Raw genomic sequence first — 16,912 nt, 5'->3', positions numbered from 1 at the left:
TGTCGCTTAGTTATATTTCAAACTTATAGTTAAATTTAATGCCAACAGTAAGCGGGCGATTAATATAGTAACCATAGTTACGTTGTATGTCTGCGCCATTCGCTGTTGTAATATCCGCATCTGAGCGACGAACAGAGGTAACCGCATATTTATTAAATAGGTTATCTACATATAAAGTAGTCGACCATGCATCGGCGGTTAATTTAGCTGAAAGATTACTTAAGCTATAACCTGGGAGTGCTTCACCATTATCACGTAGGCCTACTTTTGAAATTACATCACTTTGTGCAGTTAAACCGTAGTTAATATCTAAGGTTTTATCATTTAACACGTCTGTTTGATAATTAATCCCCATGGAAAACTGATGCTCTGGCGAGCCTGGTAAACGGTCGCCATCTTTTGCGCCATCAGTGCCATCGGCATTAAATAAATACGGAGCGTCTGAGGTTAGTTCTGCTTTTGTATAGGCATAAGTTGCATAGGCAGTAAACGAGTCTGATAAGATTGCACGTGTGGCAACCTCAATCCCTTTAGCATTAGCGCTACCTGCATTTGACAGGTACGGTAATTGGCCAACGGTGGTTGCCCCTGCAATTTGTGCGTTATCCCAATCAACATTGAATAGCGCGGCGTTAAAGTGTAGTTGGCTTCTCATCCAGGTACTTTTAAAGCCTAGTTCATAGTTAGTTGTGGTATCTGCTTCATACAGCATTTCATCAGGTGTACCGCAGCCTGTTTGTTGATCCTCAGGTAAGGGCACAGGACAAGGCACTAGGCCATTTGAGCCGCCAATTCTAAAGCCTTCGCTAACAGTGGCGTATCCCATTACAGTATCAGTAAACTGATACTTAGCATTAAATTTAAATAGATTACCGTTGTCACCCGCTTTGTTTTCTTCAAAATTAATTGAGATTGCATCAGGTGCAGCACCTTCATACAAGGTATTTGCTAATGGGAAGTCAAAAGCCGCTTTTGATTCAACATCGTATTCGTAAAAACGCGCGCCAATGGTAATGTCGAGTTTATCGGTTACTTGGTAACCCACTTCACCAAAAAGCGCTGATTCAGTGACTTTGCTGCCAGTAATTTCTAAATACTCTAAAGAGTCTGGTCTAAGTTGTGCGCCACCAAAATTATCAACTGCGAATTGATCAAACCCTGGTGTGTACTCTCTGCTTGATGCATCGGTGTCAGTTTTGTTGTAAAAACCACCAACAATCCAGCTTAAATCGCTATCGCTTTGTGAGACTAAACGCAGTTCTTGGGTAAACGTGTCTTTTTCGTCAATTTCACGAGTAAAGGCTGAAAACGAAGGAAACTCTTCGTAGCCATAGTCTAAGCGAATTAAAAGATCAGTTTGGTCGCGTTGCCCATCGGCGTCAAAGTGTGAAATACCGGTAGCTGATACTAGCTCAGCAAAACCTAAGTCGGCTTTAAGTTCAAGGCTTAGTAATTGGTCTTCTTTTATCCGTGGCTCTTCATAACGGTACGCTGACTCGTATTTGCCAATGCGATCATTTAAGCCATTGTTAGCATTAAGGCTGTTGTGATGAACAATGGAACGACCCTCAGTATCTTGCTTTTGATAGAAGTAGTTTAATGTGCCTTCGAATGACTCAGTTGCTTTGTAACGCAATGAAATACGGCCAGTTGTGGTGGTTTCACCGTTGGCGTCTTTTACATTTTTAAGATTGCTGTTGACTGCATCAAGGTTTGTCCAATCAGGGTCGGTAATCGACACACCAGGTTCACGAACGGTGTAAGCGTAGTCAATAAACCCAGGATCTTCATAAATATTTAAGCTGCTACGTACCGCCAGTTTGTCTTCAATTAAAGGTAAATTGAAGATAAAGCCCGCTTCACCACCGACCGAATCACTTTCTTGAGTTTGAAAAACATCACCAAATACTTCACCTGATATGAAATCAAGCTCTGGCTCTTTAAGCATATAGCGAATAGCACCGCCTAGTGTGCCTGCGCCATACAATGTGCCTTGTGGCCCAATAAGTACTTCTACTCGCTCTACATCAACAAGACGCATATCTACCGATACTGGAATTTCATTAATATAAGTGGCAACAGTGCCACCATCTGATGAAGGCCCTGATGAATTAGTATTTAAACCACGGACTATAATAGGTGAACCGGCACGGCCACCTTGATCTGTAATTGTTAAGCCCGGTACCCAACGTGCTACATCGGCCAGCTCACTGATGTTTTGATCTTTCATTACATCAGCATCGAGCGCGGTAATGTTAAGAGGCGCAGCTTGAATTGAGCCACTTCGGCGCGTTGCTGTAACCTCAATAACTTCAAGCGATTTGTTCTTTTCAATAACTTGCTCTTGAGCCACTGCATTACTGCTAAATAATACACCGCTCAGTGCGCTTGATACAGCCAAGGTTAACAGGCTTGGTTTAAACATAAAAAGTGATCCTAGTTCAATAAAATGTGTTTATAAATGAGCGCTAATAGTATCAGGGTGTTTTAGTGATGGAAATAAAAATATGAATTTTAATTCACTTTTTTAGAATAAAAATATAAAAGTGAGTTTGGGTGTTTCGCGCTGTATATTAAATAAACAAAGGCGTTGCTTTAAAATCAACCAAAATAATAATTGTGCTTAATAGAGATAAAAACTGGATAACGAATAGTTTAAAACGTCATTACTTATATTTTTATAAACACTATAAAAATGAATATTCCCCCCCATAACCTTTATAAATACATGTTTAATTATTGATAACAACAACAGCACAGTTTAGCTGTGGCTGTGAGTCAGTTATATGAGGATTTATAATGTCAAAGCTGTTTTCACCATTGTCACTTGGTAAATTAAGCCTAGAGAATAGAATTATTATTGCACCCATGTGCCAGTACTCGGCCAACAATGGCGCTGCAAGTGACTGGCATACCATTCATTTAGGGCAATTGAGTTTAAGTGGAGCGGGTTTACTTATTTTAGAAGCGACGGCCGTTAATCCCGAAGGGCGAATTAGTTACGCCGATTTAGGATTATGGGATGATACAACCCAAGCTGCATTAGCAAAAAGTTTAACGGCCGTAAGACAATACAGCCCAATGCCTATTGGTATTCAATTAGCCCATGCAGGTCGTAAAGCGTCAACCGATAAACCATGGGATGGCGGTGGGGTACTTATGCCCGATCACCTCAATGGTTGGCAAACGGTTGCGCCATCAGCCATTGCCTATGATGAAAACAGCCCCACTCCCAAAGCGATGAACCAAGATGATATAGATTCGCTCATAAGTGACTTTGTTAATGCGGCAAAGCGCGCTGACGAGTTGGGCCTTGATTTAATTGAAATACATGGCGCGCACGGTTATTTGCTACACCAGTTTTTATCGCCGCTGGCAAACAAACGTGATGATCAATACGGTGGTAGCCTAGAAAATAGAATGCGATTATTACTCGACGTATTTAAAGCTGTAAGAACGGCATTTCCAAGCAATAAAGCGGTGGGTGTACGTATTTCAGCAACCGATTGGGTTGATGATGGTTGGGATTTACCGCAATCAATTGAACTGGCAAAAGCGCTTGACGCGTTAGGGTGTGACTTTATTCATGTAAGCACTGCGGGTTTAAGCCCTGAGCAAAATATACCTGTTGCTAAGAATTTTCAGGTGCCGTTTGCAACCGCCATTAAACAGGTTGTGAATATGCCAGTGATAGCAGTGGGTTTAATTACCGAGGCGCAGCAAGCTGAAAGTATTATTAGTGATGAACGTGCTGATGGTGTCGCTTTAGCGCGGGGTATTTTATATAACCCACATTGGCCTTGGCATGCTGCGGCCGAGTTGGGCGCGCAAGTACAAGCACCAAAGCAATATTTGCGCTCAAGCCCACATGGCCAGCCATCCCCTATAAAATAGTGAATGACTTAACTACAAAACCCTAGCAAATAGCGTGGGTTTTGTGTGTCTCGGTAGTTTAATATTTAATTAAATATTAAGCAGGAACTGGCTGCTTTTTACTGTTTGACGTTGAGCTGCCAACCGAGGCAATAATAACTAATAAAATAGCGAGCCACTGCCAAATGCTAAGTAGTTCACCTAAAATAACTAAGCCAGCGAGTGCTGCAATAGCGGGTTCAAGGCTCATCATAATGCTAAACCCTTGCGGCGACATATTCCGCAATGTGATCATTTCTAAAGTGTAAGGTAGGGCACTTGAAAGTACCGCAATGGCAATACCTAACGGAATAATATCCCAAGTAAATGCGGCACTTTGTGATATGCCACCATAAGGTACAAGCACAATAGCTGAAATGGTCATGCCCATCGCTACCGTTGCGCCACCAGAGCTTTGGCTGCCGGTTTTTTTACCAAATAAAATATAACCTGCCCAACACGCACCCGCTGCAAGCGCTAAAATCACGCCAATTGGATCTAAACTTTCTTGGCCTTTCATATCGGGTAACAGTAATAATATTCCGGTAATTGCGCAAGCAACCCAAAATAAATCACGCTTTCGTCTTGATGAAAATAACGCAACGGCAAGTGGCCCGGTAAATTCAAGCGCAACACCAATACCCAGTGGAATACGTTCAATGGCGTAATAAAATAGAATGTTCATGCCGCCTAGGCTCAAACCATAAATTAAGATGGGTAAACGCTGGCTTGCAACCGGAAAGTGTCTCCAAGGTTTAAAAATTAAACAAAGAATAGCGGCAGAAAAACCTAAACGTAAGGCCGTTGTGCCCTCAGGGCCAACAATAGGGAAAAGCTGCTTAGCCAGTGAAGCCCCAGACTGAATAGTGATCATTGCAAGCAATATGCATAAAATAGCCAGTAATAGCTCTTTGGTTGATTTTTGCATGGTCGTCCTTAAATATTGCCATTTAATTGCGGCGCATATTACCTGCTTTTGCCTACGCAGGTAAATGTAAATTAACGTTTTACATGGAGTCCCCAGTGATGAGAGGCTATCACTGGGCTAAATAAAAAATAAGCGTTACTCTTTTTTAAGATTGAGGTGGCAGGTAATGAGGGCTGACTGATTGAGTAAAAATTTATAGTTTAGCTTTACTATCTGCAGGGTATATAACGCCTAATTGTGCGCGGGCGGTATCGAGTACCGTCATCACATCGCGTGAAAGCTGGTGGTTGTTAATATGTGACTCTAATGCATTTTGCTCAATCATTTCAATAAAGTGCGCCACTTCATACTTCATAAAATGCTCATCAAAATCTGCACTTATTGTTTCTTTTTGGCCATTATTAGCGATGAATTCCACTTTTTTAAGTTGCGATACAGCTTCAATACGAATACGGCCTAACTCACCTTGTATTTCGGTGATGTTCTCGCCTTGCGATATTTTTGAATAACTAATTACCGCTTGTTTATCTGCATAATTTAAAAGTACATCGCCGGCACCATCAACACCGGTTTCTAGTAATACGCCACTGGCGTGCACACTGTTTGGTGCGCCCCACAGTGCTATAAGTAAATAAAGTGGGTAAATACCCAAGTCTACTAATGCGCCATTTGCAAATTCAGGTAAAAAGGTATTAGGGCGCTCGCCGTTTTTGAGCTTATCGTAACGAGACGAGTATTGGCTAAATTGGCCAATAAATTTACGCGGTGTACCGATTCTTTTTAATGCGTTTTTTAAAACAGCAAAGTTAGGTAAATGCGTTGTCATCATCGCTTCCATGTACAAACGTTGATGTTTTTGAGCAGCCGTTAAAATAGCAGTAAGCTCATGACTATTTGCTGCTGAGGGTTTTTCGCCAAGTACGTGTTTGCCCGCAGCTAAACATTGCACAGCATAGTCTTTATGCAGGCTATTTGGTGCGGCAATATATACTGCCTCTACAAGCTCGTCTTGGCAAACAGCGTCAATGGAGGTAAATATTTTTGCTTGAGAATGAGTGGGGTGATTAGCTAAAAATCGCTCAGCGCTACTTTCTGCCCGAGAACACACACCGTATAAATTAAAATTACTCAGAGTACTTGCCGCATCAAGTAGGGTGTCGCTAATAAAATTGGTACCTACAATTACAAAATTCATGTTTAGCCTTTTTATGTATTTTACACAGCTTTGCAGTTTAACAATATTTTGCTCTAAATGCGCGGGCAGAGCAGTTAAACCAGCGTTTTACACTGGCACTTAATGTGGCTTGTTCTTGATAACCTAACAGCTCGGAAATATGTGAAATAGAAAATTGGTTTTGCATTAAATAGTGTTCACATAATACGCGGCGAGTGGCATCTTTTAGTTTTACAAAGCTGGTGTTATGTTTTTTAAGTTCACGATGCAAGGTGCGAGGATGCAGATTAAGTGCCGTTGCTATCGTTTGATTTGAGCATTGAAAAAGGGGCAGCATGGGTCGAATAAGTGCACTTACTTGCGAAGGTAACGACTGAGTATGCGCATTATTAGCGGCTAAAAAGTTTAATGCGGCTTGTACTTTGTGTTGATCAGAAACATTAAGTGGCAATAATAAATCGTTTTTGGCGATTAAAATACCGGCGCTATTTCTGTGTTCAATAACGTTACAGCCAAAGTGCTGATGGTAAGCGCGCAGATTTGCATCAAGCTTTTGCGGTAAAAATACCTTAATGGGTTTACATTGATTTTGGCTCACTTTTTTTAAGGTAGCGAGCGCCAGTGCAATTGTTAATTCAATAACTTGATTTATAACAGGTAAAGGCTTGAGTTTTATTTCGAATGATAAAAATATATTTTGGTCATCTTCAAGTGTATGCGTGGTTAAATTAAGTGCGGGTGTATGTAAGTGCAGGTATTTAATTACCCATGTAAGCGCTTCACCTAAATCAGTTCCACTTTTAGCGGCGATAGCGATATGCCCTAAAATATCAAAACTTTGTTTGCTAGCGAGTTTAAGACCAAAACTTGGGCAGTTTAAGCTATGAGCGCAGTATTCTAAAAGTTCGGCATAATGGCGATATGTTAAGCTTTGGGTTTCAAGGGAGTTTAACGTTACCTCAATGGCGCAATGGCGCATAATGCTTGCTGTATCACCACCTAGTTCGGTAATTAATGTATCAATTCCCTGTAAAGAAGTGGCTTTAATTAGGCTGCTCATAACAGTTGCATTAGTGAAGAGGTGTCTAAAAATATCAAGTTTTTAGTAGATAATCCATGCAAAGTAGTTTTTTTAATGGGAGATATTTTATGCATACCACCTCATTTGATTACATTGTGATTGGCGCAGGCAGTGCTGGCTGTGTTGTTGCCTCGCGATTATCTGAAAATAAAAATGTGAGTGTGTGTTTAATTGAAGCCGGCGGCTGTGACCAAAGTGCTATGGTGCAAATGCCTGCGGGAGTTGCAGCTAGTGTGCCTTATGGCATTAATAGCTGGCATTACAATACGGTGCCACAAAAAGAGCTTAATAACCGCTGTGGGTTTATGCCCAGAGGTAAAGTGCTTGGTGGTTCAAGTTCAATCAATGCCATGGTTTACATAAGAGGGAATAAAAAAGACTACGACAACTGGGCCGCTATGGGAAATACCGGCTGGGATTATACCAGTTTGCTGCCTTATTTTATCAAAGCTGAAAACAACAAAACCTTTATCAACAGCCCATATCATGGTGTAAATGGCCCCTTACATGTGCAAGAGCTAAGTTTACCAAGCCCAGTTAATCAGCTGTTTTTAAAAGCATGCCAAGAGCAAGGCGTAGCCCTTAATGACGATATTAATGCGCAGCAACAGCTAGGTGCGCGGTTATCGCAGGTCACTCAACATAAAGGGGAGCGTTGCAGTGCGGCAAAAGCGTACTTAACACCTAATTTAGCTCGTAAAAACTTAACCGTGCTCACTGATGCGCAGGTGCATAAAATTAATTTTTGCGGGAAATCTGCAACTGGTGTAACAGTTGCAGTTAATAATAAAAGCTATGTGCTAAATGCCCATAAAGAAGTTATTTTAAGTGCCGGTGCGATTAACTCCCCCCAACTTTTAATGTTATCGGGAGTGGGGCCTGCAGATCATTTAAAGCAGCATAACATTGAGCTTGTAACGCCATTAGAAGGTGTAGGCAGTAATTTGCACGATCACTTAACCGTTGTGCCATTATACAAAGCAAAATATTCGCAAGGCACATTTGGAATAAGTGCCAGCGGTGCGTTTAATATTGCAAAAGGATGCGTTGATTGGTTTGCCAAACGCGAAGGAAAGCTAACCAGTAACTTTGCCGAGTCGCATGCGTTTGTAAACTTATTTACAGATTCTATTGTGCCCGATGTGCAACTTGAATTTGTTATTGGGCTGGTGGACGATCACAGCCGTAAACTGCATTATGGCCATGGATACAGTATTCATAGCAGCATAATGCACCCTAAAAGCCGCGGCACTATTCGTTTAGCGGATGCCAACCCTGTAAATGCGCCACTCATTGATCCTAATTATTTAAGCCACCCCGATGATTTACAGGTTATGCTACTTGGGCTTAAAAAAACATTAAGCATAATGCAAAGCAAAGCGTTTGATATTATTCGTGCAGATATGGTGTATCCGCTTGATATTAATGATGATGCGCAGCTTATTGAGTTTATTAGGCAAACAGCCGATACAGAATATCACCCCGTAGGAACCTGCAAAATGGGCCAAGATGATATGGCTGTGGTTGATAGCGAATTACGTGTTCACGGTGTGCAAAATTTACGGGTGGTAGACGCCTCTATTATGCCCAGTATTATTACCGGAAATACCAATGCTGGGGTAATAGCAATTGCAGAAAAAGCAGCTGACTTAATTAGGGTCTGTTGACCTTCAAGGTTGAATTTGCAGCAGTCTTTTTGGTATTTAGGCAAGGCAGAGCCTATGTCGTGTGGTTATTCCCCATAAATTGGCGATAACGCAGCATCAATGCCAAACAAGCGCTGCCCGAAGGGTTCTGCCTAGGGGCGATTTACTCTTTGTTGCTCGGTTTTTACTTAGCCCACTAGGTTACAAACCTCGCGCCGCGATTTAATCGCCCCTAGTTTGAACAAATTTTAATCCGAAAGGTCAACAGACCCTAAGCACTCTGCACGATTAACTTGACTTATAAAACGCCGTTAACCATTGCTGCCAGTCTTGCTCTAGTTTGACCATTTGCTGGTGTTTTTTAGCGGCAAAATGTTTGTTTTTATCTTCATCCGCTAAAAACGGCCCCACACGACAAAGCGGGCAATAATTATCAGTTAGATAGTTAGGAGTTGCTAACATAGCACTTAATTCGGGTGGTGTATTTTCACTAAATACATAGGTAATACCGCTGGTATCTTTGACGTGTTTGTCACGGTCGACATTGCGAATTTTATAGCCATCAAAGCGACTGATATCGAATGGCATTTGTCCTTGATATTGTGCGTTTAAATGGGTATTTAAACTCCCCTCAATATTCCACTCACGATACGGTTTAACATCTTTTGAGGTTATATAGCATAACCCAGGGCCTTGTGGGTTCAAGGCAAACTCATTGGCATATTTTATAAATTGATGCAGTAACGCACGGTTAAGCACGTTCATGCTGTTATTACGTGTATTTTTCTCAAATGCGTCGCGACCAATAAACGCAGGAATAAGTGGAAATTGAAAAATCACTACATCAAAGCTGTTTAGGTGCTCGGCTAGTTGTTGCCAACATTGTGTGTTGGTGACATCAAATTCATTAAGCACATCAATTTTATGTGCTTTAAGTGAGGCAAGCGCGTTATCGGGGTATTTTTCTGTAAGAGTTGCAGCTGCATCATAGGTTGAGGCAACTAACTTTTGCGGTTTAATGTGGTTGTAAAGCGCGTTTGAAAACGATAAGTCGCCATCACCTACCGTGAGTATGTTCCAATTTGGGTTTAAATACATATTAAATTATATGTTTTTATTAGTAACAGGCGATGTGTCAGGATGCGGTGTATTAATCAGCTGTTGATGCAACCTATACATAGCTAAACGCGTTTTTAACCCTTCAATGGCAACTTGTTTAAGAATTAAGTTAAAGGTAATCAAAATAGCAAACACAATATGAATAGGGCCATGAGTAAAACCGGCTTGAGGGTCGTAAATGGCTAAGCCAAATAAAACAAACAACACCACCATAAATATTTCAATGAGCTGATTTGAATAAAAAGAAAGACGCCCCTCACTTTTATGATCTTTTTTTATGCTAATAGCGCAAAAAAACGGGATAACTTTAATTTTAAAAGCCGCGTTTTTTTCTACAAAATTCTCACCAAGGTCAGTAAGCTGTTGGCGTAATTGGTCTATCATGGTGTGTCCTCTCAATACAGTGCGCGGATGTTACCCTATTACAGACCAATGGTTAAGCCATGGCGTGTTATTTAGGGTAAATACTCATACCAATAATTAAGATATGACACACAAATACCACTGATGTGAGCACAAAACGCATTTTTTGATAATCTTTATGATGACCCTGCCACTGTATTGTGGCCTTTTCAAAAATCAGTACTAACCAAAAACTCGCGCCTAACCACGCAAGCATCCACTCAATCGGTAAGAATGATAAAAACGGAATAGGAATGACCGGTAGCACTGCTTTAATCGCATCGGCAAAGCTTTGTTGGCCTGCATGCCATAAATTACCCGCCATAAACGCTAAAATAGCAATGCTGTAAAAACTAAAAAACTCTAAATTTACACTGTTACTGCCAACCATGAGTGGCCAGCCCACACAGCCTAAAAATGGCAATAAGCCCAAATAGCCAAGTTGAATGTGATTGACGAATTTTTCCATAAATGAAATGCCTTTGAAGGTTGTGTAATGTAAACCACGTTATTGTAGCAAGGATGTGCAGTGTAATCTTATTAAAATCTATATAGCGCAACTGACTATGAGTGGTAGTTGAGTTATAACTGCTTTAACGCTTAAAAGTAAGCAGTAGATCACTCCTTGGATTTTCAATCTTAAAAATCGATTGTTTCAATCTAAACAATCAATTTTATTTAATTTCTCAATGGCCTTATTGTATTAATCAAGCCAACGCACAAGGCGTTAACTTTTTAAATACACTAAACATAAATGAGGAATACTATGAGCACTTCATTGATTAACACAAAATTACAACCTTTCAATGCAACAGCTTACCACAATGGTGACTTTGTAGAACTCACTGAAAAAGACGTATTAGGTAAGTGGTCTATCTTTTTCTTTTACCCTGCAGATTTCACATTTGTATGCCCAACTGAATTAGGTGACCTTGCAGATCATTACGCACAGTTACAAGAAATGGGCGTTGAAGTTTATTCAGTATCAACTGATACACACTTTACGCACAAAGCATGGCATGACACGTCAGACACCATCGGTAAAATTACTTACCCAATGATTGGTGACCCAACAGGACGCATTACACGTAACTTTGGTGTCATGATTGAAGATGATGGTTTAGCACTTCGCGGTACATTTGTAATGAACCCTGAAGGCGAAATTAAAGTTGTTGAAACACATGATTTAGGCATTGGTCGTAGTGCTAAAGAGTTAGTTCGTAAAGTACAAGCAGCGCAATACATTGCAACACATGATGGCGAAGTTTGTCCTGCATCTTGGCAGCCAGGTGAAGACACATTAGCACCTTCACTAGACCTAGTTGGTAAGATTTAAACCTTACCACTAACTAAAAATTTAGAGTAGAACATGACTCTAATACCAGTGAGCCTGTATAGGTTCACTGGGCACTTTCCCACGCCATCACACGTTTCTAAAATTTCGCACATGCACTGATGGCATGGGAACCTTGCTGTTTTAATTTTCCTTAAGGGGCTAAGCCATGTTAGATAACAACATAAAGAACCAACTAAAAAGCCATTTTGAATCGCTGACTCAGCCTGTTGAGCTGCTTATCGCCTTGGACGACAGCAAAAAATCAACAGAAGTAGAAAGTCTTGCAAACGATTTAGCGTCACTAAGCGATAAGTTTAGTGTAATAAATAATCCCGATACTAGCGCCCGCAGGCCTTCTATGGTGGTGCATTCACCAGAAAAAAACACCCATATTACCTTTGCAGGTGTACCTATGGGGCACGAATTTACTAGTTTAGTTTTAGCGCTATTACATACGGGTGGTCACCCTAGTAAAGCAAGTAAAGATGACATTGAACAAATACAAACACTTGAGCAAACACTCAATTTTGAAGTGTATATTAGCTTGAGTTGCCAAACCTGCCCGCAAGTTGTGCAGGCACTTAATACTATGGCAGCAACAAATAGTAATATTAAAGCCACCATGATTGATGGGGCATTATTTCAAGAGGAAGTTGAGCAAAGAAACATACTGGCTGTACCTGCTGTTTATTTAAATGGTGAACCTTTTAGCCAAGGGGCCATGAGCCTCACTGATATTTTAAATAAAGTGGATAGCAAAGGTGCACAGCGCCAAGCAGCATCACTCAATGAAAAGTCGGTGTTTGATGTACTTGTCGTTGGTGGTGGGCCAGCTGGTGCTTCGGCAGCTATTTATTCTGCACGTAAAGGGCTAAATACGGGGGTGGTTGCCGAACGATTTGGTGGCCAGGTAGCTGACACATTAGCGATTGAAAATTTTATTTCAATTAAAGCAACGCAAGGGCCAAAAATGGTGGCTCAGTTGGAAGAACACGTTAAAGAATACGATGTTGATGTTATGCACAACCAACGCGCGGCAAACCTGCAAAAAGGCAGTAATGGGTATGATATTACTTTAGAAAATGGCGCTGTATTAAAAGCAAAATCACTCGTACTAGCAACCGGTGCACGCTGGCGCGAAATGAATGTACCCGGTGAGCAACAGTATAAAGGCCATGGCGTTGCATACTGCCCGCACTGTGATGGGCCTCTATTTAAAGGTAAACCGGTTGCGGTTATTGGTGGTGGTAATTCAGGTATTGAGGCGGCAATTGATTTAGCCAATATAGTTGAACACGTTACTGTGCTTGAATTTGCTGATACGTTACGCGCCGATGAGGTACTTATTCGTAAAGCTAATAGCTTAAAAAACATCACTATTATTAAAAACGCCCAAACCACGGAAGTACTTGGTGATGGCAAAAAAGTAACGGGGTTAAGTTATACCGACCGCCTTAGCGGCGAGAGTAAACAGTTGAACTTAGCCGGTATATTTGTACAAATTGGTTTAATACCTAATACCGAATGGTTGAAAGACAGCGACCTTGAACTGAGCCAATTTGGTGAAATACTCATTGATGCCAAAGGCGCAACATCGTTACAAGGCGTTTATGCTGCAGGTGATGCAACCACTACGCCATTTAAGCAAATTATTATTGCGATGGGGGCGGGCGCAACAGCAAGCCTAGGTGCGTTTGACTATTTAATTCGTCAAACGCCCGATGCAGAGCAAAGCGCTGCTTAATAGTGTTTTAGCTTAAAGTCTCTTGATATAACAGCTCTCACCCATAGCTGTTTGTTCACCCAAGCCGCCCTCTCCAAAGGCGGCTTTTTTGAGCGCTATTTAAGTCGGGTAATACCCACTAAAATACAGACTGCGCCACCAATAAAGCCAAGCCAGGCTTCCATAGGTGTTTCGCCGTTTAATGCGCGGGTAACCTGAGAGGCTGCTGAGTCATAAACGTCATAGCCCCATATTGCCAGTGCGATACCAATAACAATAAGTACAATACCAATAATTTTATTTGTCATAATGATCCTTTGTTTTCTAGTGCAAGTTAATCTGAGCGACACTCGTTATTATAATGTGGCTACGCTCAGCCTTTTTAATGTATTTGTAATTGCTTCTTCTATTGCTGGAAGCTTAAATGGTTTGGCTATAAACATATCCATGCCCGCTTGTTTACAGCTTAGTTTATCTTGGGAAGAAGCATTAGCCGTCAGAGCGACGATATATGTGCTTTTGGGGCTACAAATGTTATTAGATCTTAATTGTTTGGTAGCTTCAAAACCATCAAGTATTGGCATAATACAATCCATAAAAATAAGATCGTAATGCTTTTGTTTGCACTTTAAAATTGCGTCTTGGCCGTCTATGGCAAAGTCTGATTTTATATTAAACTTATCCAGCGCAGCTTCTAATACAAGGCGGTTTATTTCGTTATCATCAACCACCAGTACTGATAATTTGGCACCATGATTATTAATCAATTTAAGACTCGGTGTCTGTATTTGTTGTTTGCCAAGTTCAATCGGGATAGTTAAGGTAAAACACGTACCCACATTAACCTCACTCGTTACTTCAATTTTGCCATTCATAAAACCAACGAGTTCTTTAACAATTGCTAAACCTAATCCGGTGCCGCCTTTATTGTTGTTAGCATCAACCTCTTGGGTAAAAGGCTTAAATAATGAGTTTAAATACGCTTTACTCATGCCGCGACCCGTGTCGGTTATTTTAATGGTAAGTAAAGGGTGTTTTGTGTCTAATGCTAATTGCGAATAGAGAGAAACAGATCCATGCTCTGTAAATTTTAACGCGTTACTTAGTAAATTAGAGACAATTTGGCTTAATCGAGAGGTGTCGCAGTATACCCAAACATCATTAGGAATGAGATTAGTGGCTAGCAGTTCAATGTGTTTATTACTAAACAATACCGAATATAAAGAAACCAAATCGGTAAATACCGTTTTAAGTAGAGAGTGGTGAGGCTCCAGTTTTAACTCACCATGATTTATTTTTGAAAAATCGAGTACTTCATTAATAATACTTAATAAAATGTCAGCACTTCGAAGGGCGACTTTAATTTTTTCTGCCCGCTTGTCATAATCGTGTTCATCAATGAGAGTCGCTAACATTCCCGTAATACCATTAAGCGGGGTTCTAAGCTCATGACTAATTTTGGCAAACAGCATACTACGGTCTTGGAGGAGTTGTTCTGCAAGTGCTTTTTTTTGTTTTAACTCTTCGCGTAACTTAACGGCTTCAGTTATATCTTGAAAAGTACCAAATAATCGCACACATTTGCCGTTGTTAAACTCGGCCTCTCCAAAAGTCGACACCCAAATATTTTGCTGCTTTGCGGTAACTATTTCCAGCTCTAAATGCCATTTTTCACCCTTAGATACCGCATTTTCTACCGCTTTATTAATGCTATCTCGACTTTTACCCGCTTTATAAAATTCAATGGCTGTTTCCATGTTTGGAGTATAGCCTTCTTCGGCTTGATGAATACGTCGAGTTTGCTGGCTCCAAAAAATGCTATTGTCTATTAGGTCGACTTCCCATGTGCCTATATTTGCAACGCTTTCAAGTTTCAATAAGGTGTCACTATTTTTAGTGAGATTAACTTTATCCTGATTGCGCGCAAATTCTGAGCCCAACCACTGAGCCAATAATTCAATATAATCATAAGCTTCGTCGCTAAAAGGGGCGCATTCCTGAGCTGATGAAAAGTTAACAGTTCCAAATACGTCTGTACCTATTCGTATAGGCGCTCCAATATACGCCTCCAATTGGAAATTAATATAGCAAGGATGATTTGCAATACTACTTTGCGACGCATTATGAAATGCCAGTGCAGAGTTGGCCAACAAAGTATGTGTACAGTAGGTGCCGTTTAACTCAAACTCAGTACCAATAGCAAGAGAATTGTCAGGGGTAATAGCATGTAAAACAGTGTAAGAATTATTTTTTACGCGGCTGATAATAGCCAAATCGAGCTGAAAAACATCGAGCCCAAAAGCAAGTAAGTCTGCAATTTTTTGATCAAAGCTAAGCTGTTGATCAGAGACTATATTATGAAAGCATCGAAGAAAATTCACAAAAAACCTTAATTTATTTAGTACGTACACAAGAACACAAGCAAGCACTATGCCTAAACATAATCTATTTTTTGACAATAAGCCATTAACACATAATTCCTTACTACATTAACTCGCGGGTTTAAAAATTAATAGCTTGAATTAGATGTAAATTCAGGGTTATATCACTATATATTTCTTCTGAGTCCATACTGTTTATTAATAACCCTTCTTGTATTACCTGTGTATGCTCAAGCACGTTGAGTAACGTTCACCATAAACATATTTTATAATTTCAATAGCTTTGGGTGTATGAGTAAATGCAATTTTGACTTCGGGCAATCTGTTTGAAATGGTTTTATCGCTCATAACCATTGCTACCAAATCTAGGGTTATCCAAGTAACTTTTAGCTTCACTTATGCCCATTTGATAGCCTGAATTGAGTATAGCTCGATTTTTAGTGGTGCGGCCGACTTTAAACCCTGTTGGTGGTGCAATAATATTTATTTTGCAATCTGACGGAGCATTGTGCAAAAAATCAATACTGTCATTATAATTTTTAGAACGCTGTATGGCGGCCTCTGCAAGCGCAGGGCTCTGTTTATAGAGTTGTTTAGTTAACCACGGTACTTTGTTGTCTTTTTTACGATAGCCTAAAGGTTGGGAAAGGATAACTGTTATTTCTGATGCACCCATTTCATAGGCTTTTTTTACCGGAATAGAATCGGCAACGCCACCATCGGTCATTGCGATCCCGTTTATTGTTGGGTAATCCCGATAAGCGATTGGGATGGCGCAAGAGGCTTTTAATTGCTCAACCATTTCATTGCCCGTTGCTTGCAAATAGTGAGCTTTACCTGAATCTATTGCCGTTGCAACAATATAAAAATCGTAAGGAGATTGCGAGAATTCGTCGGTATTCAAGGGGATTTCACGAACTGTCTCTTGCCACAGCCAATCTAAATCAAATAGATGGCCGCCTTTGATAAAACGTGCGAGATTAATAAATTCTGGCCTGCAGGAGTAATCGGTGATCACTTTGTAGTTGCGTGTTGGCTGCTTACATAAATAGGCTGCCACATTTGTAGCACCAGCTGATACTCCAAAATACCGATTAAAGGGTTGATATCCTTGCTCTAAAAACTCATCAAGTACACCTGCAGCAAAAATACCGCGCATTGCACCACCTTCAACGACTAACGTATGATTATTGTTCGTCATGCTCATTTC

General features: G+C 40.6%; 14 protein-coding genes. 4 read left to right on the top strand and 10 right to left on the bottom strand.

Going from position 1 to position 16,912, the window contains the following annotated elements; all coding sequences use genetic code 11:
* Nucleotides 1-10 precede the first annotated feature (10 nt).
* Nucleotides 11-2,425, bottom strand: coding sequence for a TonB-dependent receptor (locus tag QL984_RS04515; protein WP_290172024.1), 2,415 nt, complete (start codon nucleotides 2,423-2,425; stop codon nucleotides 11-13).
* Between the two features lie 374 nt (nucleotides 2,426-2,799).
* On the opposite strand from QL984_RS04515, the gene QL984_RS04510 reads away from it, so the two are divergent.
* A complete protein-coding gene (locus QL984_RS04510) occupies nucleotides 2,800-3,894 on the top strand; it encodes an NADH:flavin oxidoreductase/NADH oxidase (protein WP_016899599.1) in 1,095 nt (364 codons plus the stop codon).
* Nucleotides 3,895-3,970: 76 nt separating this feature from the next.
* Here the strand turns inward: QL984_RS04510 and QL984_RS04505 are convergent, their stop codons facing one another.
* The 3 genes from QL984_RS04505 to QL984_RS04495 all read right to left on the bottom strand — a co-directional run bounded on the left by QL984_RS04505 (nucleotide 3,971) and on the right by QL984_RS04495 (nucleotide 7,074).
* The gene (locus QL984_RS04505; RefSeq protein ID WP_016899600.1) at nucleotides 3,971-4,840 is read right to left on the bottom strand and encodes a DMT family transporter; all 870 of its coding nucleotides are present in this window, start codon (nucleotides 4,838-4,840) and stop codon (nucleotides 3,971-3,973) included.
* A gap of 193 nt (nucleotides 4,841-5,033) precedes the next feature.
* A complete protein-coding gene (locus QL984_RS04500) occupies nucleotides 5,034-6,035 on the bottom strand; it encodes a Gfo/Idh/MocA family oxidoreductase (RefSeq protein WP_028834171.1) in 1,002 nt (333 codons plus the stop codon).
* A gap of 37 nt (nucleotides 6,036-6,072) precedes the next feature.
* Nucleotides 6,073-7,074 (bottom strand): AraC family transcriptional regulator ligand-binding domain-containing protein, encoded by a 1,002-nt coding sequence (locus QL984_RS04495; RefSeq protein ID WP_138764344.1) that lies wholly within the window; start codon nucleotides 7,072-7,074, stop codon nucleotides 6,073-6,075.
* 89 nt (nucleotides 7,075-7,163) lie between these two features.
* On the opposite strand from QL984_RS04495, the gene QL984_RS04490 reads away from it, so the two are divergent.
* On the top strand, nucleotides 7,164-8,762 hold the full coding sequence (locus QL984_RS04490; RefSeq protein ID WP_138764345.1) for a GMC family oxidoreductase N-terminal domain-containing protein: 1,599 nt from the start codon (nucleotides 7,164-7,166) through the stop codon (nucleotides 8,760-8,762).
* A gap of 267 nt (nucleotides 8,763-9,029) precedes the next feature.
* Here the strand turns inward: QL984_RS04490 and QL984_RS04485 are convergent, their stop codons facing one another.
* The 3 genes from QL984_RS04485 to QL984_RS04475 form a co-directional block, all read right to left on the bottom strand.
* Nucleotides 9,030-9,839 carry a class I SAM-dependent methyltransferase gene (locus QL984_RS04485; RefSeq protein ID WP_138764178.1) on the bottom strand — a complete coding sequence of 270 codons (810 nt, stop codon included), beginning with the start codon at nucleotides 9,837-9,839 and terminating at the stop codon, nucleotides 9,030-9,032.
* A 6-nt stretch (nucleotides 9,840-9,845) separates the two neighbouring features.
* Nucleotides 9,846-10,244, bottom strand: coding sequence for a hypothetical protein (locus tag QL984_RS04480; RefSeq protein ID WP_028834167.1), 399 nt, complete (start codon nucleotides 10,242-10,244; stop codon nucleotides 9,846-9,848).
* Between the two features lie 67 nt (nucleotides 10,245-10,311).
* Nucleotides 10,312-10,731 (bottom strand): DUF3429 domain-containing protein, encoded by a 420-nt coding sequence (locus QL984_RS04475; protein ID WP_138764179.1) that lies wholly within the window; start codon nucleotides 10,729-10,731, stop codon nucleotides 10,312-10,314.
* A 297-nt stretch (nucleotides 10,732-11,028) separates the two neighbouring features.
* Between QL984_RS04475 and ahpC the strand changes: the two genes are divergently transcribed.
* A complete protein-coding gene (ahpC, locus tag QL984_RS04470; protein ID WP_008115650.1) occupies nucleotides 11,029-11,598 on the top strand; it encodes an alkyl hydroperoxide reductase subunit C in 570 nt (189 codons plus the stop codon).
* Between the two features lie 166 nt (nucleotides 11,599-11,764).
* Nucleotides 11,765-13,342 (top strand): alkyl hydroperoxide reductase subunit F, encoded by a 1,578-nt coding sequence (gene ahpF / locus QL984_RS04465; protein ID WP_138764180.1) that lies wholly within the window; start codon nucleotides 11,765-11,767, stop codon nucleotides 13,340-13,342.
* Between the two features lie 95 nt (nucleotides 13,343-13,437).
* On the opposite strand, the gene QL984_RS04460 is transcribed toward ahpF, so the two are convergent.
* From QL984_RS04460 to QL984_RS04450, 3 genes are all read right to left on the bottom strand, one after another.
* On the bottom strand, nucleotides 13,438-13,629 hold the full coding sequence (locus tag QL984_RS04460) for a DUF3185 family protein (protein WP_013463077.1): 192 nt from the start codon (nucleotides 13,627-13,629) through the stop codon (nucleotides 13,438-13,440).
* Between the two features lie 48 nt (nucleotides 13,630-13,677).
* Nucleotides 13,678-15,702, bottom strand: a complete 2,025-nt coding sequence (locus QL984_RS04455; protein WP_138764181.1) for an ATP-binding protein — start codon at nucleotides 15,700-15,702, stop codon at nucleotides 13,678-13,680.
* A gap of 337 nt (nucleotides 15,703-16,039) precedes the next feature.
* Nucleotides 16,040-16,909, bottom strand: coding sequence for a patatin family protein (locus QL984_RS04450; RefSeq protein WP_083494679.1), 870 nt, complete (start codon nucleotides 16,907-16,909; stop codon nucleotides 16,040-16,042).
* Between the last annotated feature and the right edge of the window lie 3 nt (nucleotides 16,910-16,912).

It is taken from the genome of Pseudoalteromonas sp. APC 3495 (assembly GCF_030407645.1).
Classification (GTDB): Bacteria; Pseudomonadota; Gammaproteobacteria; order Enterobacterales; family Alteromonadaceae; genus Pseudoalteromonas; species Pseudoalteromonas tetraodonis.
This window is presented reverse-complemented; position numbering and strand designations above follow the sequence as displayed.

Bases quoted from the DNA above. Each gene is read 5' to 3' on its own strand.
- QL984_RS04515 (WP_290172024.1), bottom strand. From the start codon at position 2,425: ATGTTTAAACCAAGCCTGTTAACCTTGGCTGTATCAAGCGCACTGAGC.
- QL984_RS04510 (WP_016899599.1), top strand. From the start codon at position 2,800: ATGTCAAAGCTGTTTTCACCATTGTCACTTGGTAAATTAAGCCTAGAG.
- QL984_RS04505 (WP_016899600.1), bottom strand. From the start codon at position 4,840: ATGCAAAAATCAACCAAAGAGCTATTACTGGCTATTTTATGCATATTG.
- QL984_RS04500 (WP_028834171.1), bottom strand. From the start codon at position 6,035: ATGAATTTTGTAATTGTAGGTACCAATTTTATTAGCGACACCCTACTT.
- QL984_RS04495 (WP_138764344.1), bottom strand. From the start codon at position 7,074: ATGAGCAGCCTAATTAAAGCCACTTCTTTACAGGGAATTGATACATTA.
- QL984_RS04490 (WP_138764345.1), top strand. From the start codon at position 7,164: ATGCATACCACCTCATTTGATTACATTGTGATTGGCGCAGGCAGTGCT.
- QL984_RS04485 (WP_138764178.1), bottom strand. From the start codon at position 9,839: ATGTATTTAAACCCAAATTGGAACATACTCACGGTAGGTGATGGCGAC.
- QL984_RS04480 (WP_028834167.1), bottom strand. From the start codon at position 10,244: ATGATAGACCAATTACGCCAACAGCTTACTGACCTTGGTGAGAATTTT.
- QL984_RS04475 (WP_138764179.1), bottom strand. From the start codon at position 10,731: ATGGAAAAATTCGTCAATCACATTCAACTTGGCTATTTGGGCTTATTG.
- ahpC (WP_008115650.1), top strand. From the start codon at position 11,029: ATGAGCACTTCATTGATTAACACAAAATTACAACCTTTCAATGCAACA.
- ahpF (WP_138764180.1), top strand. From the start codon at position 11,765: ATGTTAGATAACAACATAAAGAACCAACTAAAAAGCCATTTTGAATCG.
- QL984_RS04460 (WP_013463077.1), bottom strand. From the start codon at position 13,629: ATGACAAATAAAATTATTGGTATTGTACTTATTGTTATTGGTATCGCA.
- QL984_RS04450 (WP_083494679.1), bottom strand. From the start codon at position 16,909: ATGAGCATGACGAACAATAATCATACGTTAGTCGTTGAAGGTGGTGCA.